Source organism: Actinomadura macra NBRC 14102 (assembly GCF_001552215.1).
Lineage (GTDB): Bacteria > Actinomycetota > Actinomycetes > Streptosporangiales > Streptosporangiaceae > Spirillospora > Spirillospora macra.
This window is the reverse complement of the sequence record NZ_BCQT01000003.1, coordinates 55,914-75,589: the sequence shown is the minus strand read 5'-3', so window position 1 is coordinate 75,589 and position 19,676 is coordinate 55,914. Positions and strand designations below refer to the sequence as shown.

At 69.2% G+C, this 19,676-nt stretch carries 15 protein-coding genes and 1 riboswitch; of the genes, 7 read left to right on the top strand and 8 right to left on the bottom strand.

Going from position 1 to position 19,676, the window contains the following annotated elements; all coding sequences use genetic code 11:
• Positions 1-9 precede the first annotated feature (9 nt).
• Together AMA02S_RS04030 and AMA02S_RS04025 are read left to right on the top strand one after the other, a co-directional pair.
• Entirely contained in the window at positions 10-1,092 is a 1,083-nt protein-coding gene (locus AMA02S_RS04030) for a Glu/Leu/Phe/Val family dehydrogenase (protein WP_067451741.1), read from the top strand.
• Between the two features lie 292 nt (positions 1,093-1,384).
• A complete protein-coding gene (locus AMA02S_RS04025) occupies positions 1,385-1,591 on the top strand; it encodes a DUF3073 domain-containing protein (RefSeq protein WP_067451738.1) in 207 nt (68 codons plus the stop codon).
• Positions 1,592-1,648: 57 nt separating this feature from the next.
• Here the strand turns inward: AMA02S_RS04025 and AMA02S_RS04020 are convergent, their stop codons facing one another.
• The 3 genes from AMA02S_RS04020 to purF all read right to left on the bottom strand — a co-directional run bounded on the left by AMA02S_RS04020 (position 1,649) and on the right by purF (position 5,379).
• A complete protein-coding gene (locus tag AMA02S_RS04020) occupies positions 1,649-2,236 on the bottom strand; it encodes a SanA/YdcF family protein (protein WP_245667347.1) in 588 nt (195 codons plus the stop codon).
• Positions 2,237-2,637: 401 nt separating this feature from the next.
• Complete coding sequence (gene purM / locus AMA02S_RS04015) at positions 2,638-3,663, bottom strand: phosphoribosylformylglycinamidine cyclo-ligase (protein WP_067451735.1); 1,026 nt, start codon at positions 3,661-3,663, stop codon at positions 2,638-2,640.
• 114 nt (positions 3,664-3,777) lie between these two features.
• Entirely contained in the window at positions 3,778-5,379 is a 1,602-nt protein-coding gene (gene purF / locus AMA02S_RS43920; protein ID WP_245667346.1) for an amidophosphoribosyltransferase, read from the bottom strand.
• Positions 5,380-5,506: 127 nt separating this feature from the next.
• Between purF and AMA02S_RS04005 the strand changes: the two genes are divergently transcribed.
• The gene (locus AMA02S_RS04005) at positions 5,507-5,878 is read left to right on the top strand and encodes an ABC transporter permease (RefSeq protein WP_067451732.1); all 372 of its coding nucleotides are present in this window, start codon (positions 5,507-5,509) and stop codon (positions 5,876-5,878) included.
• A 481-nt stretch (positions 5,879-6,359) separates the two neighbouring features.
• Here the strand turns inward: AMA02S_RS04005 and AMA02S_RS04000 are convergent, their stop codons facing one another.
• On the bottom strand, positions 6,360-6,803 hold the full coding sequence (locus AMA02S_RS04000) for a sterol carrier family protein (protein WP_067452219.1): 444 nt from the start codon (positions 6,801-6,803) through the stop codon (positions 6,360-6,362).
• Positions 6,804-6,965: 162 nt separating this feature from the next.
• Between AMA02S_RS04000 and AMA02S_RS03995 the strand changes: the two genes are divergently transcribed.
• The 3 genes from AMA02S_RS03995 to AMA02S_RS03985 all read left to right on the top strand — a co-directional run bounded on the left by AMA02S_RS03995 (position 6,966) and on the right by AMA02S_RS03985 (position 12,353).
• Complete coding sequence (locus AMA02S_RS03995) at positions 6,966-9,152, top strand: serine/threonine protein kinase (RefSeq protein ID WP_067451729.1); 2,187 nt, start codon at positions 6,966-6,968, stop codon at positions 9,150-9,152.
• A 734-nt stretch (positions 9,153-9,886) separates the two neighbouring features.
• Positions 9,887-11,056 carry a S8 family peptidase gene (locus AMA02S_RS03990; protein ID WP_067451726.1) on the top strand — a complete coding sequence of 390 codons (1,170 nt, stop codon included), beginning with the start codon at positions 9,887-9,889 and terminating at the stop codon, positions 11,054-11,056.
• A gap of 167 nt (positions 11,057-11,223) precedes the next feature.
• Positions 11,224-11,384: riboswitch (cyclic di-AMP (ydaO/yuaA leader) on the top strand.
• 3 nt (positions 11,385-11,387) lie between these two features.
• Positions 11,388-12,353: a coiled-coil domain-containing protein gene (locus tag AMA02S_RS03985; protein ID WP_067451723.1), complete on the top strand. Its 966-nt coding sequence runs from the start codon at positions 11,388-11,390 to the stop codon at positions 12,351-12,353.
• A gap of 166 nt (positions 12,354-12,519) precedes the next feature.
• On the opposite strand, the gene purL is transcribed toward AMA02S_RS03985, so the two are convergent.
• From purL to purS, 4 genes are all read right to left on the bottom strand, one after another.
• Positions 12,520-14,802 carry a phosphoribosylformylglycinamidine synthase subunit PurL gene (gene purL, locus AMA02S_RS03980; RefSeq protein ID WP_067452217.1) on the bottom strand — a complete coding sequence of 761 codons (2,283 nt, stop codon included), beginning with the start codon at positions 14,800-14,802 and terminating at the stop codon, positions 12,520-12,522.
• Positions 14,803-16,055: 1,253 nt separating this feature from the next.
• A complete protein-coding gene (gene purQ, locus AMA02S_RS03975; protein ID WP_067451719.1) occupies positions 16,056-16,736 on the bottom strand; it encodes a phosphoribosylformylglycinamidine synthase subunit PurQ in 681 nt (226 codons plus the stop codon).
• Between the two features lie 98 nt (positions 16,737-16,834).
• On the bottom strand, positions 16,835-17,275 hold the full coding sequence (locus tag AMA02S_RS03970; protein ID WP_281181840.1) for an ATP-binding protein: 441 nt from the start codon (positions 17,273-17,275) through the stop codon (positions 16,835-16,837).
• Between the two features lie 326 nt (positions 17,276-17,601).
• The gene (purS, locus tag AMA02S_RS03965; RefSeq protein WP_067451713.1) at positions 17,602-17,844 is read right to left on the bottom strand and encodes a phosphoribosylformylglycinamidine synthase subunit PurS; all 243 of its coding nucleotides are present in this window, start codon (positions 17,842-17,844) and stop codon (positions 17,602-17,604) included.
• Between the two features lie 127 nt (positions 17,845-17,971).
• On the opposite strand from purS, the gene AMA02S_RS03960 reads away from it, so the two are divergent.
• Positions 17,972-19,591 carry a hypothetical protein gene (locus AMA02S_RS03960; protein ID WP_067451710.1) on the top strand — a complete coding sequence of 540 codons (1,620 nt, stop codon included), beginning with the start codon at positions 17,972-17,974 and terminating at the stop codon, positions 19,589-19,591.
• Positions 19,592-19,676 lie beyond the last annotated feature (85 nt).

Here is a 19,676-nt window from a genome sequence, read left to right as displayed (position 1 = left end):
GGCACTACCGTGCCTAATGTCTTCGGGTCGCCTCACAAGGGCACAGAACCCCGACACGAGCAGGTCGTCTTCTGCCAGGACGAGGCCAGCGGTCTGCGCGCGATCATCGCGATCTACTCAACCGCGCTAGGTCCGTCCCTGGGCGGGACCCGTTTCTACCCGTACGGGTCCGAGGAGGAGGCGCTCACCGACGTGCTGAACCTGTCCCGCGGGATGGCGTACAAGAACGCCCTGGCCGGGCTGGATCTCGGCGGCGGCAAGGCGGTGATCATCGGCGACCCCGCCATCGACAAGTCGGAGGCGCTGCTCAGAGCGTACGGACGCTTCGTCCAGACACTGAACGGCCGCTATTACACCGCGTGCGACGTCGGTACCTACAGCGAGGACATGGACGTCATCGCACGGGAGTCACGCTACGTGACCGGCCGTACGGTCGAGCACGGCGGAGCGGGCGACTCGTCCATCCTGACCGCGTTCGGCGTGTTCCAAGGTATGCGCGCCGCCGCCGAGACCGTGTGGGGCGCTCCCACGCTGCGCGGCCGGCGGGTCGGTGTCGAGGGCGTCGGCAAGGTCGGCCACAGGCTGGTCGAGCACCTCCGTGAGGATGGGGCGGAGGTCGTGATCTGCGACGTCAACGAGACCGCCGTCGAACGCGTCCGGACCCTGCACCCTGAAGTGGAGGTCGTCCCAGACAAGGACGCCATGGTCAGGAGCGAGCTCGACGTGTACGCACCGTGCGCACTCGGTGGCTCTCTGAACGACGACTCTGTCCCCGCCCTCAAGGCGCGGATCGTCTGTGGGGCAGCCAACAACCAGCTCGCCCACACCGGCATAGAGAAGAGCCTCGCCGACCGGAACGTGTTGTACGCGCCCGACTACGTGGTCAACTCAGGCGGTGTGATCCAGGTGGCGGACGAGATCGACGGCTTCGACTTCGACCGGGCCAAGGCACGCGCCACCCGGATCTTCGAGACGACCCGGAAGATCTTCGCTCTGGCCTCTGACGAGGGCGTTCCGCCGGCGGTCGCCGCCGACCGGCTCGCAGAGCGCCGGATGTCTGAGATAGGTCGTTTGCGCGGCATCCTGGTCTGAACGACGCGTCCCCAGGGCCGTCATGGACACCTCTTAACCGTCCCATGGCGGCCTTGGTGATCTCACCGATCGGGTGGGTTGCAGGACCCTGACACCCCTAGCCTGAGCCCGGATACACTGGTGTTCTCCGCAACATAAGGCGCCGCCACGTACCGTCGATGTACCGAGCCGGGCGCAAAACGGGTACGGTTGTATCCGTGACTGACGCATGGCTCATCAGGCACCGGTTCGTGTGGTACACGCGCGCGTTGATGGGCCCACGAAAGCCCTGACCATCGAGGGGGTCGAGCCAATGGGTCGCGGCCGAGCCAAGGCCAAGCAGGTGAAGGTTGCCCGACAGCTCAAGTACAACAGCGGCAACACAGACCTCGACCGCCTGAAGAGCGAACTGGGAGTCAACGACTCCGGCGAAGACTCCTATGACGAGCTCGCCGAGAAGTACGCTGACTACGCAGAGGACTACGGCACGGAGGACCGCAAGGACGGCACCTCCGGTTGACCGGGTGACATGGCGCCACTGCCCGGAGCACCGGGCAGTGGCGTTTGTTTGGGCCCGTCAGGGAGAGGCCAGGGCCTCGTTCACGCCTGGCTCTTTCCGGCCGAGCAGTGCCGGATCGGGCCGTAGTGCGAGGCTCGCCGTGGCCTTCATCATGGCGAGCGGTTCGCGCACATAGCCCCGCACGGTGGCTCGTGTGTGCCCGCCGCCCATGCTGTCGTCGCCCACACCCCAGGTCTGGATGCCCAGCCCCCGGCAGAGGGCGACCGCCCGCGGCAGGTGGAAGTCCTGGGTGACGACGATCAGCCTGGTCACACCGAAGATGCGCTTGGCGCGCGCGCAAGAGTCCCAGGTGTCCAGCCCGGCGAAGTCCCGGACGACCTTGCCCTCCGGCACCCCCTTCCCCACCAGGTAGGCGCGCATCGTCGTCGGCTCGTCGTAACCCTTGACGCGGTTGTCACCGGAGACGAGCACCACCTTCACCTTGCCCCGCCGGTAAAGGTCCGCGGCCAGATCCAGCCGTCGCGCCAGCAGTGGAGAAGGATGGCCTCCCCAGATTCCCGCCCCGAGCACCAGCGCCACCGGCGCGTCCGGCACCTTCTCCACCGAGTACCGGTACTTGGCCGTATCCGCGTAAGCCCACCCCATCGGCGCAAGCACCGCATACGCCCCAAGCCCCCCGAGAACCCCTAAGGGCCCCGCCCACCGCTTCGCCCTCCCCAGGATCATCCGCAGGCGCGCCGCGCCCTCCTGAGCCTTCTCGGCTCGTCCCCACAAAGAGATCACACAGTTCCGACGTTCATCCCACCCCCGAAGTTCGCCGGACCACCCTCGATCTTCGCCCCCAGGCCCACCGCACATCGCCCGCCCCCACACCCAGGACTTGAGGCACCTAATCGGACACGCCTCAGCAGCACGAGGCAGGCGTGCGCCCACGAAACAGCGACCCGCGTCGACCACCGGCCGCCACTTATCCACAGAATGACGTTCTACTTTTCCTCCCAGGCTGCCTGAACGAGCCTGGTGACATCGCCTCCAGAGCGGAGGCGTCAGGAAAGGGTGGTGGTACCAGTGCCCGGAACGATCTCACCGAGCGCCCAGGCAGGGACGCCTCGACCGGTGAGGAGCCGAAGCGCCTCGTCGGCACTGTCGGGGGCGACGATCGCAGCCATGCCGACGCCCAGGTTGAAGGCCTTGTCCATCTCCGGCTGGAGCACGTCGCCGTGCGCTTGGAGCGTCCGGAAGATGGCAGGGACCTCCCACGAGGAACGCCGCAGAACGGCGTCCACGGTGGAGGGCAGGGAACGGGCCAGGTTGGCGGCGAGGCCACCGCCGGTGATGTGGGCGAACGCGTGGACGCCGCCAGAATCGATCAGCGCCAGGCAGTCCTTCGCGTAGATGCGGGTCGGCGTGAGGAGTTCCTCACCCAACGGGCGGCCAAGGTCGGCGGGCTGCGAATCCAGCCGAAGGTCGGTCGTGGCCAGGATGTGGCGGACGAGCGAGTACCCGTTGGAGTGGATACCCGACGACGCCATGGCGATGACGGCGTCACCGGGGCGAACACGATCGGGTCCGAGAAGTCCGTCGGCCTCGACGACGCCGGTCCCGGCGCCGGCGACGTCGAACTCGTCCGCTTCGAGGAGCCCGGGGTGTTCGGCGGTCTCACCACCCACGAGGGCGCAACCGGCGAGGGCGCAGGCGTCGGCGATGCCACCGACGATGTCGGCGATCCGCTCCGGAACGACCTTGCCACAGGCGATGTAGTCGGTCATGAACAGCGGTTCCGCACCGCAGACGGCCAAATCGTCGATGACCATGCCGACCAGATCGTGCCCGATGGTGTCGTAGATCCCGAGGCGACGCGCCAGATCGACCTTGGTCCCGACACCGTCCGTGGACGTGGCGAGCAACGGGCGCTTGTAGCGCAGGAACGCCGACGCGTCGAACAGGCCCGCGAACCCGCTGGCGTCATCGACGACCTCGGGCCGCCGCGACCGGGCGACCCGGGACTTCATCAGCTCGACGGCGCGCTCGCCGGCCGCGATGTCGACTCCGGCGGCCTCGTACGAGGTCATCTCATCCTCTCGGAAAGGGTCTGGTACGCGATGCCGAACTTGAGAACGGTCCGGGACGGCCGAACGACCGCACGACCACCATGGGGGCTCTCGACCGAGAACCCCCAGGCACGCTCAGGAACGGGTGGCCTCAAGGAGATACTTCCCCCGGGCATCCCGCTCCACCTCGATCGGGTAGACGCCGTCGAAGCACGCCCGGCACAGGTTGTCCTTGGCGATATGGGATGCGGAGATCAGCTCGTCCAAAGAGATGTATCCGAGCGAGTCGGCCCCGATGGAGTCGCGGATCTCCTCGACCGACAGGTTTCCCGCGATCAGTTCGGCGCGCGTGGCGAAGTCGATGCCGTAGAAACACGGCCATGCCACGGGCGGGCTGGAGATCCGCACATGGACCTCGGCGGCACCCGCATCCCGCAGCATCGAGACGATCGCCCGCTGGGTGTTGCCGCGCACGATCGAGTCGTCCACCACGATCAGCCGCTTGCCCTCGATCGCCTCGCGCAGCGGGTTCAGCTTGAGGCGGATTCCGAGCTGGCGGATGGTCTGGGACGGCTGGATGAACGTGCGGCCGACGTAGGAGTTCTTCACCAGGCCCTGGCCGTAGGGAATCCCGGAGGCCTCCGCGTAGCCGATCGCGGCCGGGGTCCCCGACTCCGGCGTCGGGATGACCATGTCACCTTCGACCGGATGCTCGCGAGCCAGTCGCCGTCCGACCTCCACCCGGGTGGCCTGGACGCTGCGTCCGGCGATCGTGGTGTCGGGCCTGGCCAGGTAGACGTACTCGAACAGGCAGCCCTTGGGCCGCGGCTCGGCGAACCGCTCGGAGCGCACGCCGTCCCCGTCGATGGCGACCATCTCGCCCGGTTCGATCTCCCGGACGAACCGGGCACCGACGATGTCGAGTGCCGCGGTCTCGGAGGCGACCACCCACCCCCGGTCCTCAAGCTTTCCGAGGACCAACGGACGGATGCCTTCGGGGTCCCGCGCGGCGTACAGGGTCTCCTCGTCCATGAAGACCAGGGAGTAGGCACCACGTGTGGCCGGGAGAATCTCCCGCGCCGCCGCCAGCGGCCCGCCACCCCGCGTGACGACTTCACCACGGACGGCAGAGGAGTGTCCGTTGGCTCGCGCGCCGTTGTCACTTCGGCACCCCGGCGGTGGCCCATCATTCGGCGCCCCGTCCAACGGCGAGGACTCGTCCAGCCCCGGAACCTCCGGGCCGCGCTCGCGGGTGGCGAGCAGGGCCGTCAGCACCTCGGTGTCGGTCGTCGCGGTCAGCACTCCCGGCTCCAGCCTGGTGGCCAGTTCCAGCGTGTTGATCAAGTTGCCGTTGTGGACGAGCGCGAGCCCGCCCTCGTCGGTCGACCTGAACGTGGGCTGCGCGTTCTCCCACGTCGGTGCGCCAGTGGTCGAGTACCGGCAGTGGCCGACGGCGATGTGGCCACGCAACGTGTTCAGCACCGACTCGTCGAAGACCTGAGCGACAAGACCCATGTCCTTGAACACGACGATGCGGGACCCGTCGCTGACCGCGATACCGGCCGACTCCTGGCCCCGGTGCTGCAGCGCGTAAAGACCGTAGTAGGTGAGCTTGCTCACCTCGGCCCGCGACGCCTGGTCAGCGGGAACCCAGACGCCGAAGACCCCGCAGGCGTCCTGCGGAGGGCGGTCGGAGGGGTCGATGTCGTGGCTCAGACGTCCATCACGAAGAGGCACGTCAGCCAGTCTAGTTGCCACGTTCACCTGCTCCGATCGGCGGATCTCCTTAAGCGACCTTTACCCCCTGGATCCGTGCCCTTCGCGCAGGGCACGGAAATGTGGTGCCCGACAGGGGGAGGTACGCATGACGATGCCTGGATACCGGACCTACGCGCCTCCGGCGCCGCCGCGGCGAAGCGGCACGGCGCGAACGGTCCTGATCCTCGGAATCGTCGGGCTCGTAGGGCTCGTCGTCTGCCTGGCAGGCGTGCTCCCAGCCGTCGCCGGCCTCGTCCTCGGAACGATCTCCCTGCTCCGCGGCGACACCGAGCGCAGGCTGACAGTGACAGGCATGATCTTCTCGGCGGTCGCCCTGCTCCTCGGCTCCCTGATCCTGTCCTGGTTGCTGAGCAAAGCCGCCCAATGCGGCGACGACTCCAAGTACCCCACCGACACCGCCCGCCGAACCTGCGTAGAACGCGAGTTCCCCTTCACCCACTCCGCCCGTCCCCACTAATCCATCCGCCCGCTCTGACGCCCCCCAAGCACCCGTTCCCAGCCGCACTCCACCAACCCCCGGTCATGCCTCCCGCCACGCGACCTCCCGTCTCCCCCGCCGCTCGCCCCCCGACATCCAGCCAGGAAATCGCCAGGATCGGCACGGCCGGCGCGATCAGCCCGGTCGGCGCGATCAGCCCGGTCGGCGCGATCAGCCCGGTCGGCGCGATCAGCCCGGTCGGCGCGATCAGCAGGGGCGGCAGGGGCGGGACTGATCGGAGTGGTCAGGGTGGAGGGTGGCGGGAATCACAGGCCGGGGACTCGGCGGGGACGGGCGGCGCTCAGTTTCGTGGGGTCTTTGCGTACTTGGCCAGGTGGGACGCTGGTGGGGGCCTGGTCGCTTGTCTCGGCGGGATAAGTGGGGAGGCGCCATTGCGCGACCGCCGCAGTTGCAACGGGGCCCATGGCCTGGAGTGGGCGGTAGTGCCCGATGGGGCCGGTCAGGCCAGGGGAAGGGGGAGATGGTCGGAGAGGTCCGCGCGTGCGCCGCTGGCTCGAACTCTACCGGTGGCTAGTGCATCTGCCCAGGCCAGACGCCCAGTGGCCAAGGCGATCCAGGCGGCGGAATCCATCTCCACCACATTCGGAGGGGTTCCACGGGTATGGTGCGGGCCGTTGATGCACTGAACGGCGGCGTGCGGGGGGACGCGGACCTCCACCGATCGGCCGGGCGCGAGCTCCGCCAGGCGATCGAGCAGGAACCGCACCGCTCCCTGAACGACCGGACGGGACGGCTCGGCGGTTCCGGCCTCGACCGAGGCCAGAACGGTGTCGAAGGCTGCACGGCGCAGCTCAGCGGGCTCGTCCGTACCGCTGTAGGGCGGCAGGCCGAGCGCGATGCGCTGCTCGTTCAGGACGGCAGAGGAGAGCGGTGTGCGCGGCATCGCGATCGACACTACTGGGCTACGGACTGAGATCGACTCAGCGGCTCTGGCGGCAGAACGCCTCGCAGGCGGTAAAAATGGACCCCGGTGCCAGGCATGGGGGAGCGAAGGGAACGGGGACGGCCGGGGACGCGGTCCCCGCAGGACACGGAGGTTCGTCAGATGCCCGAGGCGCTGCCCCTGCAGCCGGGTGACCCGCGAAGACTCGGCGCGTACGAGATCACGGGCCGGCTCGGCGTCGGCGAGCAGGGCGCCGTCTTCCTCGGCAGGGACGCGGCCGGCGGTGTCGTGGCGGTCAAGCTCTTGCATGTCCGGCTGAGCGGCGAACCTGTGGCACGGTCCCGTTTCGCCAGTTCATTCACCAAGGCGCGCAAGGTCTCCGGCTTCTGCACGGCGGCGATCCTGGACGCGGATGTGGAGGGCGACCGTCCATATGTGGTGAGCGAGTGGGTGGACGGGCCTTCGCTACAGCAACTCGTGGACGAGGAAGGCGTGCGTGGCGGCGCGGTCGTCGAACGCCTGGCCGTCGGAACCGCGGTGGCGATCGCGGCAGTCCACCGTGCGGGCGCCCTGCACCATGACGTGAAACCCGGGAACGTCCTCCTCGGGCGGTCCGGGCCCAGGATGAGTGACTTCGGCATCGCCCGCGCCTTGGAGGCCGTGAACGCCACTCCCGCCGGACGGGTCACCGAGGATCCCACTTACAAGGCTCCCGAGCAGCTCAGCGGCCAGGGCATCGGCCCGGCCGCCGACGTGTTCGCCTGGGCTTCGACCATGCTGTTCGCGGTCACCGGCAAGCCTCCCTTCGGGGAGGACTCGCCGTCCGAGATCATGCAGCGGATCGTCTATGACGACCCGGATCTGTCGGCCGTTCCGGATTCTCTACGCGAGGTCATGGCGGACGCGTTCGCCAAGTCCCCGTCCGAGCGTCCGAGCGCGAGGCGAATCCTCAAGCGGCTCTTGGAGGAGAGCGGCGATCTCATCGACCGCATGCCGGCGTCCATGGTGGAAGAGGGGCGCGCCCTCGCGGCGGGGGCCACCTCGTCGCCGGACCAAGCCCCGAAGCCGCCTGCTCCGGCTGCCGCGCCACCGGCCACTCCTCTCGCAGACGGTCCGTCGCCGTCCGCCGGCCCTGCGAGTGCGGGCTCAGTCCGCGCAGCGGGGTCGAGCGCCCCGTCGAAGGGGGCAAATGGCCCCTTGGCTAGTGCAGGCAGACCCGCGGCGGGGTTGGGTGACGCTTCGGCGGAGTCAGAAGTGGGTGGCATTGGTTCCGCCCCACCACCGGTGGGGCCACCTCAACGGTCGCCCATGGGAGCGCCGCCTTCGGCCTCGGCCGAACCAGGGGTGCCGAGTCCAACGAGCCCGCTCGCGCCGCCTGACCCGCTGTCACCCCCGTCCTCGAACCCTCCGTCGGGCACGTTCGACGGGCCGCGCCCGCGGGGTTCCGCGTTCAGCAATGCCTCGTACGCGGAAGCGCTCGGGCAGCCGATGCCGGGGGCTGTTTTCCCGTCGTCCCCGCCGCCGCGGACGACGCCGCCGCATCCGGCCTCGCCGCCGTCGGGGGCGTCCCAGCCGTCTTGGACGCGACCTCCCAAGAACGAGCCCTCGGCGACCGACCTCGACCCGGCGGCGTTCGAGCCGACCGCCACGTTCGGCGCGGTGACTTCTGAAGCCTCCGCAGCGACCACCGCGTTCGACGCGCTCGGTTCGGCCCCCGATCAGACGACGGCGTTCGAGTCGATCGACCTGCAGGGGCCGGCCGGCCACACGGAACCGACCAGGCAATCGGCGCCGCACCTGATTCCAGGGCTGCGGCCCCCGGGGGAGAGCGGCGAGCACCAGTCCCCGGTGGCGCTGGCTCTGGGCAGGCTCCGCCGTCCGAGCAACCATGTGCTCGGCGTCGCGCTGTCCCTGACCATCGGGGTCGGGGTCGGCATCGCGATCATCACGCTGGTGCTGTGGCCACAACTCAAGGCGGACGACACCGGGCCGCCCCCGGACCAGACCAACGCGTCGGACAACCGTCCGGTGACCACCATTCCGGCCTCGTTCGCCGGGACGTGGAAGGGGACGGTCGTCAACACCAACCGCAATGTCTCGTTCCCCATCGAGGTCACGTTCGAGACCGGTGGCACGACCGCGCGCGCGGTCTATCCGCGGGAGAACTGCACCGGGACGCTGACGTTGAGCAAGGGGACAGAGGCTTCCCTGAACATGAACCTGGCCGTCCCCAAGCCGTGCACCAGCGGAACCGTGCGCGTGTCCCGCCAGCCGGACGGAACGCTGCAGTACACCTGGAGCAGACCAGGGACGCAATTGGGCTACTCCGGTCGGCTCAGTCGCGGCTGAGCCGCACCCGAGGTTCCCCGTTCGCGCGCAACTCGGCCACCCCAGAAACCTAACGCTCCCGGCCGTGGGTCAGCCGTTCCCGAAGACCCATGTCGGTTGGGGCGCGGCTCGTTCCGGACGCCGCGTCCCGCCGTGTCTCCCCGAGTTCCGGGAACCTTCGGCCGGCAACTCAGCTCTCTCCGGGAACCTCGACCCGTTTCGCGGCTCAGTCGTCCTGGAGAATCATCAACCCGGCAACAGCTCAGCCGTCCAAGCACCTCCCCCCGGCCGCGGCTCAGGTCGTTCCAGGGTCCCGGGCCCGGCCGCGTTCAGGCCGTCCCGGAGAAGATCAACGGGGCGCGGGCCCGGCCGTCTTGGAGAAGGTCATCCTGGTCGCGGCTCGACCATGTCGGAGAACCTTCGGCCTGGTCACGGTTTCATCGGTCTTCGTGAAGCGTGGTCGGATCGCGGCCGTTCGGGATCGCAAAGCAGAACTCCGCCGCTCCAGGGCAGGCCCGAAGATCAAGAACCGGTCGCGGCCGAGTGGATGCCGCAAATGACGAATCCGTCACGGTTCAGCCGTCTTTCGTAGATCACAGTTGTACGCCATGACCGGTATCGGTGACCGATTTAGCGGCGTATTTCTGTATAGATCCGCTAAGGTTCCCATCGGTCGAAGTCTCGACCTCCCCGCACCCCCCAACCCCCCGACGGGGCTCCGCCTCGCGCGGGCCCTCTCGACAGAAGGAGACGCCTTGCGGGCTGTCCACCGAAGGCTCCTACTGGCCGGCGCGGTCGCGACATGCGTGGGTGGCGCGGCGGCGCTTCCGGTCCTCACCGCCGATTCCTCCCCGTCGTCCGTCCAGGTGACGGCCGCCCAGGGCACTCCGCTGCCCGGCCGGTACATCGTCACGCTGAAGGACGGCGCGTCGAGTGATGCCACTGCCAAGAACGTACGTGCGGCCGGCGTCCAGCGGTTCGACGGCGTCCTGAACGGGTTCGCCGCGCGGCTCACCGGCGACCAGCTCGACAAGCTGCGCCGCGACAAGCGCGTCGCCGCGATCGAGCAGGACCAGGTCGTCAAGCTCGCGGCCAAGACGCAGCGCGCACCGCTGCCCTGGGGCCTGGACCGCATCGACCAGCGCGGGCGGAAGCTGTCGAAGACCTACACCTACACCGCCACCGGAACGGGCGTGACGGCGTACGTCATCGACACCGGCCTCGCCGTCGGCCACAAGGAGTTCGGCGGACGTGCGGCCGTCGCGTGGAAGGCGAGCGAGTTCCCGGACGGCAACGACTGCAACGGGCACGGAACGCACGTCGCCGGCATCATCGGGTCGAAGACGTACGGCGTCGCCAAGAACGTCAAGCTGCGGGCGCTGCGCGTCCTCGGCTGCGACGGCACCGGGGCGATGTCCAACCTCGTCGCCGCCGCGCAGTGGCTGCGCACCCACGCCGCCAAGCCGGCCGTCGCGAACATGTCCGTCGGCGGGCCGAAGTCCGCGGCGCTGAACACCGCGGTCGCGAACCTGTCCAAGTCGGGCGTGTTCGTGTCCGTCGCCGCGGGCAACGACAACATGGACGCCTGCCAGACCTCGCCGGCCAGCGCGAGCTGGGTCATGACGGTCGGCGCGACCACCGTCTACGACAACCGCGCCGACTGGTCCAACTGGGGCAAGTGCGTGGACATCAACGCGCCCGGCTACGGCATCACCTCCACCTGGCCCGGCGGCGGTTCCAAGTCCATCAGCGGAACGTCGATGGCCACGCCCTACGTGAGCGGGGTCGCGGCGCTCTACCTGACGACCCACCCCAAGGCGACCTTCCCGACCGTGCAGAAGTGGCTGAACGACAACTCCACCAAGAACGCCGTCGGACGGCTGCGCGGGCAGGCGAACAGGTTGCTCTACAAGGGCAAATTGTGATTCCCGTCACATAAGATAGCCCGGCTCCCAGCAAGGGGGCCGGGCTTCCCGGGCTTCGGGCCCGTCCGACGCGCCGCTGGGGTCTAATCTTGGCGAGGCAACGGACGGTCCCGATCACAGTCCATTTCACAACCGTCCGGCAGCCCCGCCCGAAAGTCGCGGGTCAGCCGGACAGATGGCCGAATCCCGCGGCGCGAGCCCGGGAACCGGGGACCCACCAGCCGGGACGACCCGGCCGGGGTGAATTCGCGGACCTGCCGGTCCGTGATAGGGCACACTCCAGCCCGAACCCGTCAGCTAACCCGGTAGGCCCATGAGGAGAGGAGAAGACGTGGAGACCCCCACCTCCACCCTCCGGCGCGCCACCGTGGCCCTCGCGGCCATCGTCACCGCCTTGCCCCTGGCCGGCGGAGCAGTCCCATCCGCGTCCGCGGCACCCGCCGCCGCTCTCGCGTCCGCCAACGCCCTCGCCGCGGACCCCGGCGACAGCAGCAAGTTCAGCCGGCTCAACGCCCAGATCGAAAAGCTCGACAAGGCGTACGGCGGTGACCTCGCCAAACTGAAGGACGCGCAGTACGCGGCCAAGGAGGCCCTGGACAAGTCCAGACTCCTGCAGACCGACCTCACCGAGGCTCGCGGGCTCGTCGCCCAGATGGCCGCGTCCCAGTACATGCTGAACGGCCAGGACCCCACCGTGTCCATCATGGCCAGCGACAACCCGTCCGAGCTGCTGAGCAACGTCACCCTCGTCAGCCACCTCGCGCAGAACAAGGCGGCGAAGGTCGAGCAGATCCAGTCCCTGGTCTCCCAGCAGGACCAGGCCCGCAGGCAGGCCCAGCAGAAGATCGCGGCACTGCAGAAGGAGATCAAAGACCTGCTCGCGGAGAAGGACCGCATCCGGAAGCTGGTCAAGAAGTACAAGCCCGAGTCCCCCAGCATCGGCATGGGCGGCGTCACCCCCCGAATGCTCAAGGTCAAGAACACCCTTGACCTGGAGACAGGGCCGTATCCGACGATCGGGTGCGTCCGCAATACAGGTGACCCGCAGGACCACGGCACCGGCCACGCCTGCGACTTCATGGTGACGACCGGCGGCCAGATGGCCACGGGCAGCGCCCAGTCCCTGGGCGACCGCACCGCCGCTTACGCGATCGCGCACGCCAGCGCTCTCGGCATCAAGTACATCATCTGGCGGCAGCGCATCTACGACCTGCGGAGCCCCGGCTGGCGCAGCATGGAGAACCGCGGCGGAGTGACCGCCAACCACTACGACCACGTCCACGTCTCGGTGTTCTGACCCCGCCCCTTCTCGAGACACTGCCGTTCGGGACGTCTCGTGAGGCGGGCAACTCGGCGTTCCGGCCGTGGCATGGCATCAGGAGCGTCCAGGGGGCTTTCAGGACGCGCTGAACGCAGTAAAGGGCGCCCCGGGTTGGACGGGGCGCCCTTTGTGGTTATTCGGGTCAGTTGGCGTAGCTGGGAAGCATCCGCTCGTGGGCCTCGCGGAGTTCGGCCAGCGGGATCGCGAAGAGCTCCTGCTGCTCGCCCTCGGGGCCGCGGCCCGTCACGGTGAGCGAATCGCCGCCGGCGACGCCGATCTGGGAGACCGGGACCCCCGCCGCCTCGCACAGCGCCGCGAGACGCGCCTCGGCGCCCGAGCGCACCGCCACCATCGCCCGCGCGACCGACTCGCTGAACAGCGAGACGAAGGGGTCGCCCGGCAGGGTGATCCGCGCGCCGAGGCCGCCGCGCAGGCACGATTCGACCAGCGTCTGCGAGAGGCCGCCGTCCGACAGGTCGTGCACCGCGGTGACCAGTCCCTCCCGGACGGCCTGGACCATGACGCCGGCCAGCGCCGCCTCGGCCTTCAGGTCGACCAGCGGAGGGAGGCCGCCCAGGTGGCCGTAGACCACATGCGCCCATTCCGAGCCGCCGAACTCCTCGCGCGTCTCACCGAGGAGCGCGATCGTGGCGCCGTCGGACGTGAGGGACATGTTCACGCGACGGCGTACGTCGTCATGGACGCCGAGGACACCGATGACCGGGGTCGGGTTGATCGGCGTGGTGCCGGTCTGGTTGTAGAAGCTGACGTTGCCTCCCGTCACCGGGACGCCGAGGTACTGGCACGCGTCGGCCAGGCCCTCGACGGCGCGCGCGAACTGCCACATCACGCCCGGGTCCTCGGGGGAGCCGAAGTTGAGGCAGTTGGTGACGGCGAGGGGTCGGGCACCTGTGGCGGCGACGTTGCGGTACGCCTCCGACAGTGCGAGCTGGGCGCCAGAGTACGGGTCGAGGCGCGTATAACGGCCGTTGCCGTCCAGGGACAAGGCGATGCCAAGGCCCGACTCGTCGTCGATACGGACGACGCCCGCGTTGTCGGGCATCGCCAGCACCGTGTTGCCCAGGACGTACCTGTCGTACTGCGAGGTCACCCATGTCTTGCTGGCGAGGTTGGGGGAACCTGCCAGCCACAGGACGGTGCGGCGCAGTTCGTCCCCATTGGACGGGCGGGTGAGTCGTCCTGGCGTGTCGGACTGGAGCGCCCCGAGGTCCTGCGGCGGCTCGTACGGGCGCTCGTACACCGGGCCCTCGTCGGCGGCCGTGACCGGCGGGATGTCGACGATCGTCTCGCCCCGCCACGTCATGACCAGCCGGCCCGTGTCGGTGACCGAGCCGATGACGGTCGCCGGGATTTCCCAGCGGCCGCAGATCTCCATGAAGCGGTCGACCTTGTCCGGCGTGACCACCGCCATCATGCGTTCCTGCGACTCGCTCATGAGGATTTCCTCAGGGCGGAGCGTCTCGTCCCGCAGCGGGATGGTGTCGAGGTCGACGTGCATACCGCCCGTGCCGGCCGCGGCCAGCTCGGTCGTCGCGCAGGACACCCCGGCGGCGCCGAGGTCCTGGATGCCGACCACGAGGTCCTCGCCGAACAGCTCCAGGCAGCACTCGATCAGCAACTTCTCCATGAAGGGGTCGCCGACCTGGACGCTCGGCCGCTTCTGCTGCGACTCCTCGTCGAAGGTCGCCGAGGCCAGCACGGACGCGCCGCCGATGCCGTCCGGGCCCGTCGTCGCACCGAAGAGGATCACCTTGTTGCCGGGGCCGGGGGCCACCGCGCGCTTGATGTCCTCGTGCTTCATCACGCCGATGCACAACGCGTTGACCAGCGGGTTCTGTGCATAGCAGGCGTCGAAGACCGTCTCGCCGCCGATGTTCGGCAGGCCGAGCGAGTTGCCGTAGCCGCCGACGCCGGCCACCACGCCCGGCAGCACCCGCTGAGTGTCGGGGGCGTCGGCGGGGCCGAACCTGAGCGAGTCCATGACCGCGATCGGACGGGCGCCCATCGACATGATGTCGCGGACGATCCCGCCGACACCGGTCGCCGCGCCCTGGTGCGGCTCCACGTAGGAGGGGTGGTTGTGCGACTCGACCTTGAACGTGACCGCCCAACCCTGGCCGATGTCCACCACGCCGGCGTTCTCGCCCATGCCGACGAGCAGCGCGTCCGTCTGCGGGGCCTTGTCGCCAAACTGGCGCAGGTGCACCTTGGAGCTCTTGTAGGAGCAGTGCTCGCTCCACATGACCGAGTAGATCGCCAGCTCGGACGAGGTGGGACGGCGCCCCAGGATCTCCCGGACCCGCTGGTACTCCTCGTCCTTCATGCCCAGCTCGACGTGCGGCTGCTGCCGGTCGGGCGACGCCGCGGCGATCGCGACGGTGTCCGTTCCGGGCTCCACCGGCACGACGGCAGGCTGCGGACTCGTCCCCGGTCCGCTGACCGCCGGCTGGGGACCGGTGCCCTGGCCGCCAAGCGCCGGCTGCGGGCCCGTGCCCGGCCGGTCGGTCCCGGGCTGGGGCTCCGCACTGAAACCGCCGAGCGCGACCTGTGGGCCCGTCCCGGGGCCTTCACCGGACGGCTGAGGATCCGTCCCCGGGCTCTCCGAACCGATCGCGTAGTGGGGCGCGTCCGCCTCGTCCGCCCCGATGGCGGGCTGCGGACCGGTACCGAGGCCGACAGAGGGCTGCGGACCGGTGTTGTGCCCCACCGCGGGCTGCGGGTCGGTGCCGTGACCAACGGCAGGCTGCGGACCCGTACCCAGGTCCCCCTGAGACAGCGGATCAGCGTTCAGATCAATGGCAGGCTGCGGGCCAGTCCCAACGGCGGGTTGCGGACCTGTCCCAAGAGCGGGTTGAGGGCCTGTCCCAACGGCGGGTTGAGGGCCCGTGCCCGTGCTACCAGTTGGCTGGGGACTACTAACAGCGGGCTGGGGACCCGTCCCAACAGTGGGCTGGGGACCAGTTCCTGCGCCGTCCTGGGGAAGCCGGCCACTGCCCGTCTCCGGACCAGCGTGGGACAAAGGATCCGCGTGCGAACCAATGGCAGGCTGTGGCCCGGTACCGGTACCAACAGCTGGCTGGGGCCCAGTACCCGTCCCTACCGCAGGCTGTGGGCCGGTACCAGTGCCGCTGGGTGGGAAAGGGCCCGTCCCCGGGCCACCCTGAGCCAAAGGGTCGCTGCCAGGCCCAGCGGCGGGTTGTGGGCCCGTTCCTGTCCCAACGGCGGGCTGCGGGCCGGTGCCAAATCCAATCGAGCCGTTCGGGTCGGCGATGGTGCGCAGGGGGTCGGCCAAGGGGTTGGACGGCAGGCCGAGGGCCCGCTCCTCGGCAATGGCCCTGGCGAACTCAGGAGCGATCTCAAGGGACGGCTGTCCGCCGTGCGCCGGAGCGACGGCCCCGACACCCGCGTTCACGGGCGCACCCGCAGGCTCCGGCGGAACCGGCGACGGACCGGGAGGGGCGGACGGAACCGGGGGCGGGCCGGTGGGCTCGCCTTCTTCGAGCATGGCCTCGAAAGCCTGGGTCACCGACGGGTCGACCGGCTGCAGCTCAGGGTCGTCGGCGTCGGACTTGAGTTCGCCGAGCCACTCCATGGAGGGCTCGTCCGAGGTGTCCCGGGCGCGGTCCGTCCGTCCGGACGCGTTGGGCGGTTGCTCGCTCATGCGTTGACCAGTCTCTTGACGATCGAGGTGAAGAAGCCGAGCCCGTCGGTGGACGGGCCGGTCAGTGACTCCACGGCGTGCTCGGGGTGGGGCATGAGCCCGACCACGTTGCCGGCCTCGTTGCAGATCCCGGCGATATCGTCCAGGGAGCCATTGGGGTTGAGGTCCAGATAGCGCGCGACGATACGGCCGGAGCCGGCCAGCTCGGCCAGCGTCTCACGATCGGCGACGTACCGGCCGTCGACGTTCTTGATCGGGATCACCAGCTCCTGGCCCTCGCGGTACTCGGTCGTCCAGGCGGTGTCGGCGTTCTCGACGCTCAGCCGCTGGTCCCGGCACACGAAGTGCAGGCCGGCGTTGGGCAGCAGGGCACCTGGGAGAAGGTGCGACTCGCACAGTACCTGGAACCCGTTGCAGATGCCGAGGACGGGCAGGCCCGCTTTGGCCGCGGCGACCAGCTCGACCATCAGCGGGGCGAACCGGGCGATGGCTCCGGCGCGCAGGTAGTCCCCATAGGAGAACCCACCTGGCAGGACGACGGCGTCGACGCCCTGCAGGTCGTGGTCGCCGTGCCAGAGGGCGACCGGTTCGGCGCCGGCGAGCCGTACGGCTCGCGCGGCGTCCTTGTCATCAAGGGAACCAGGGAAGGTGATGACCCCAACCCGGGCAGCGTCCATCTCTTCTGTTCCTCCGAAATGAGGTGCGGCCTGGACGAGCGGGTCTCCTCCGCCGATCACCCCGCTGCGCGTCGCATTCCCCCCGCGCGCGTACCAATCTACCCGGCGGTGTGCATGAGCCTGCGTTCGAGGTTCCCTACCAGGGCCTCGTCTCGCCAGGTCAGGCGCTTCCGCAGGTGGACGACGGTGCCCCGGTCGGGCGAGGAGTCGATGCTGAGATCGTCCACCAGCGCCCGCATGATCCTAATGCCGCGTCCGGACTCACTCAAAACCCCCCGGTCCACGGGAGCCGGACGGGGCCCGTGCCCCCAGTCCATGATCTTGAGTGTGCAGACGCCGTCGTCCAGGTGCCCGACGACCTCGTAGTCACCGGACGCCCGCGCGTGCTGGATGACGTTCGTGCACGCCTCGGAGGCGGCCACGAGGATGTCCGCGACACAGTCTTCGGAAACACCCATCCCCCGTAGGGAGTCACCCACCACTCGGCGAACCACCGGAATGCTCAACGCCTCTCGTGGCAGCGCGAGCGAGAACCTCATCTCCACCGGGACACCTCGTGTCGTGCTCCGGGCTTCCTGGCCAGGCCCCCGGCCCCGGAGCGTGTTCGACGACTCGACGAACCTAACACTTCCCCGGCAGTATCTTCCGTAATCGCTATAGTGTCAGGTCTTTCCCATGACATCTTGTCGGCACCGCAATGGGCCGCGCCCTCATGGATCGCGTCAGCACCACCTGGAACGCGCCATTTTGCCTCGTCACGGAATGTCATCAAGTGACATTCCGTGCCATTTCACCTAGGCAGGCACCGGCAAGGAGCACCCTCCACCAGAACAGGTCGATCGCCGATCAATCCGACCTATTCGGTCTAGAGGACACGAACCTCGAAGTTCTCGATCACCGGGTTGGCCAGCAGCGTCTCAGCGATCTTGTTGACCCGCTCCAGCGCCGCCTCGTCGGCCGGCCCCTCGAGCTCCACCTCGAACCGCTTGCCCTGCCGGACGGCGACCACACCCTCGAAACCCATCTGCGGCAGCTTCCGGGCTATGGCCTGGCCCTGCGGGTCGAGGATCTCCGGCTTGAGCATGACGTCGACGACGACACGCGCCACGACCGCCCCCCTCATCTGGTCTGCGGTTTCTCTACGGTCCTAAAGTACGGCAACGATCCTGAAGCGTACGGCACCATGGCCTGACAACCCCCATCAGCACCCCCGCCCGCACCCCCGGAGCCGCCCGATGAACAGCGAGGACCTCACCCCCTCGGAGCGCCGACTCTGGAACGCGTTCCCGCGCGGCGAGTCCGTCGACCTGTCGTCCGGCGACCCGGCGCTCGACGATCCCGGCGGCACCGCGCACTGGGGTCACGACCGCATGGTCAGGGCAGAGGTCCTCGTCGCCCTCCTCGTCGGCGCCGTGGAGCCCGAGCCCGGCCAGGTCGCGGCCGTCCGGCTCAGCGGCGCCCGCATCACCGGCTCGCTGAACCTCGGGCACGCCGAGGTCCACGTCCCCCTCGCGCTGACGAACTGCCTCTTCGACGAGGCGCCGCACCTGTACTGGGCGAACATGAACAGCGTCCACCTGATGCGCTGCCGCCTTCCGGGGCTCGTCGCGTCCGGCACCCGCGTGGACGGCCACCTGTGGCTGGAGGGCAGCCGGATCTCCGGAGGACTCTGGCTGGACGGAGCGAATATCACCGGCATCCTGAACATGTCGGGCGTCCAACTGTCCAATCCCGGCGGGGACGCGCTGCTCGCCGACCGCCTCACCGTCGAGGCGAACGTGTACTGCGACCAGGGCTTCGTGGCCAACGGTGAGGTCCGGCTGCCGGGCGCCCGCGTCGGCGGACAGCTGATCTTCCGTGAGGCGCGGTTGCACAACCCGTCCGGCGCGGCCCTGTACGCCAGCCGCCTGGACGTGGCCGCGAACGTCTTCTGTGACGGCGGGTTCAGCGCCGAGGGCGAGGTCCGGCTCCGCGGCGCCCGCGTCGGCGGCTACCTGTCCTTCGTCGGCGCCCGGCTGTCCCACCCCGAACGCACCGCCCTCAACGCCGACGACCTGGCCGTGGAGACCGACGTCTACTGCTCCGACGGCTTCACCGCCGTCGGCGCCGTCAGCTTCGCCGGCGCGCGTGTCGCCGGACAGCTCAGCCTCCGCGGCGCCCACCTGCACCACGAGGACGGGACGGCACTCAGCCTCCAGCGCCTCCAGGCCGAGGAACTCCTGCTCCGCCCGGCCGAGCCGATCAACGGCGTCGCGGACCTCTCATACGCGCGCATCAACCTCCTCCGCGATGACGCGAAGACCTGGCCGGACCGCCTCCAACTGGACGGCCTCCAGTACGAGACCCTCGAACCGCCCCTCACAGCCCGCGACCGCCTCGCCTGGCTGCGCCGCGACACCGACGGCTACGCCCCGCAGCCCTACGAGCGCCTCGCCCAGACCTATCGCGCCCTCGGCCTGGACGCCGACGGCCGCTCCATCCTGCTCGCCAAGGCCCGCGACCGCCGCCAGACCCAGGGCGTGTCCCGCAAGATCGTCGGCTGGTTCCAGGACGTCCTGGTCGGCTACGGCTACCGCCCGTTCCGCGCCGCGAGCTGGCTGATCGGGCTCCTCGCGTTCGGGACGATCGTCTTCTCCCTCCACAGGCCGGAGGTCCTGGACGACGGCCACAAACCGCATTTCAACCCGTTCTTCTACACCCTCGACCTCCTCCTCCCCATCGGCAGCCTCGGCCAGGAGATCGAGTTCGCCCCCAAGGGCGTCTACCAGTGGATCGCCAACTTCATCGTCGCCGCCGGCCTCCTCCTCGGCCTCACCGTCGCGGCCGGGGCGACCCGAGCCCTCTCCCGCGAATAGGGCCCAATTTGCCCTCTTCTTGCCTTTTTTCGTCAAGGCAAGTCGATGCGGAGGTCAACAATTCCTTCTACGCTGTTGCCCTCCA

Coding starts and splice junctions, on each gene's coding strand:
- AMA02S_RS03970 (WP_281181840.1), bottom strand. CDS start 17,275: ATGAGGTTCTCGCTCGCGCTGCCACGAGAGGCGTTGAGCATTCCGGTG.
- AMA02S_RS04025 (WP_067451738.1), top strand. CDS start 1,385: ATGGGTCGCGGCCGAGCCAAGGCCAAGCAGGTGAAGGTTGCCCGACAG.
- purQ (WP_067451719.1), bottom strand. CDS start 16,736: ATGGACGCTGCCCGGGTTGGGGTCATCACCTTCCCTGGTTCCCTTGAT.
- AMA02S_RS03995 (WP_067451729.1), top strand. CDS start 6,966: ATGCCCGAGGCGCTGCCCCTGCAGCCGGGTGACCCGCGAAGACTCGGC.
- AMA02S_RS04005 (WP_067451732.1), top strand. CDS start 5,507: ATGACGATGCCTGGATACCGGACCTACGCGCCTCCGGCGCCGCCGCGG.
- AMA02S_RS04000 (WP_067452219.1), bottom strand. CDS start 6,803: ATGCCGCGCACACCGCTCTCCTCTGCCGTCCTGAACGAGCAGCGCATC.
- purM (WP_067451735.1), bottom strand. CDS start 3,663: ATGACCTCGTACGAGGCCGCCGGAGTCGACATCGCGGCCGGCGAGCGC.
- AMA02S_RS03960 (WP_067451710.1), top strand. CDS start 17,972: ATGAACAGCGAGGACCTCACCCCCTCGGAGCGCCGACTCTGGAACGCG.
- AMA02S_RS04020 (WP_245667347.1), bottom strand. CDS start 2,236: ATGGGGTGGGCTTACGCGGATACGGCCAAGTACCGGTACTCGGTGGAG.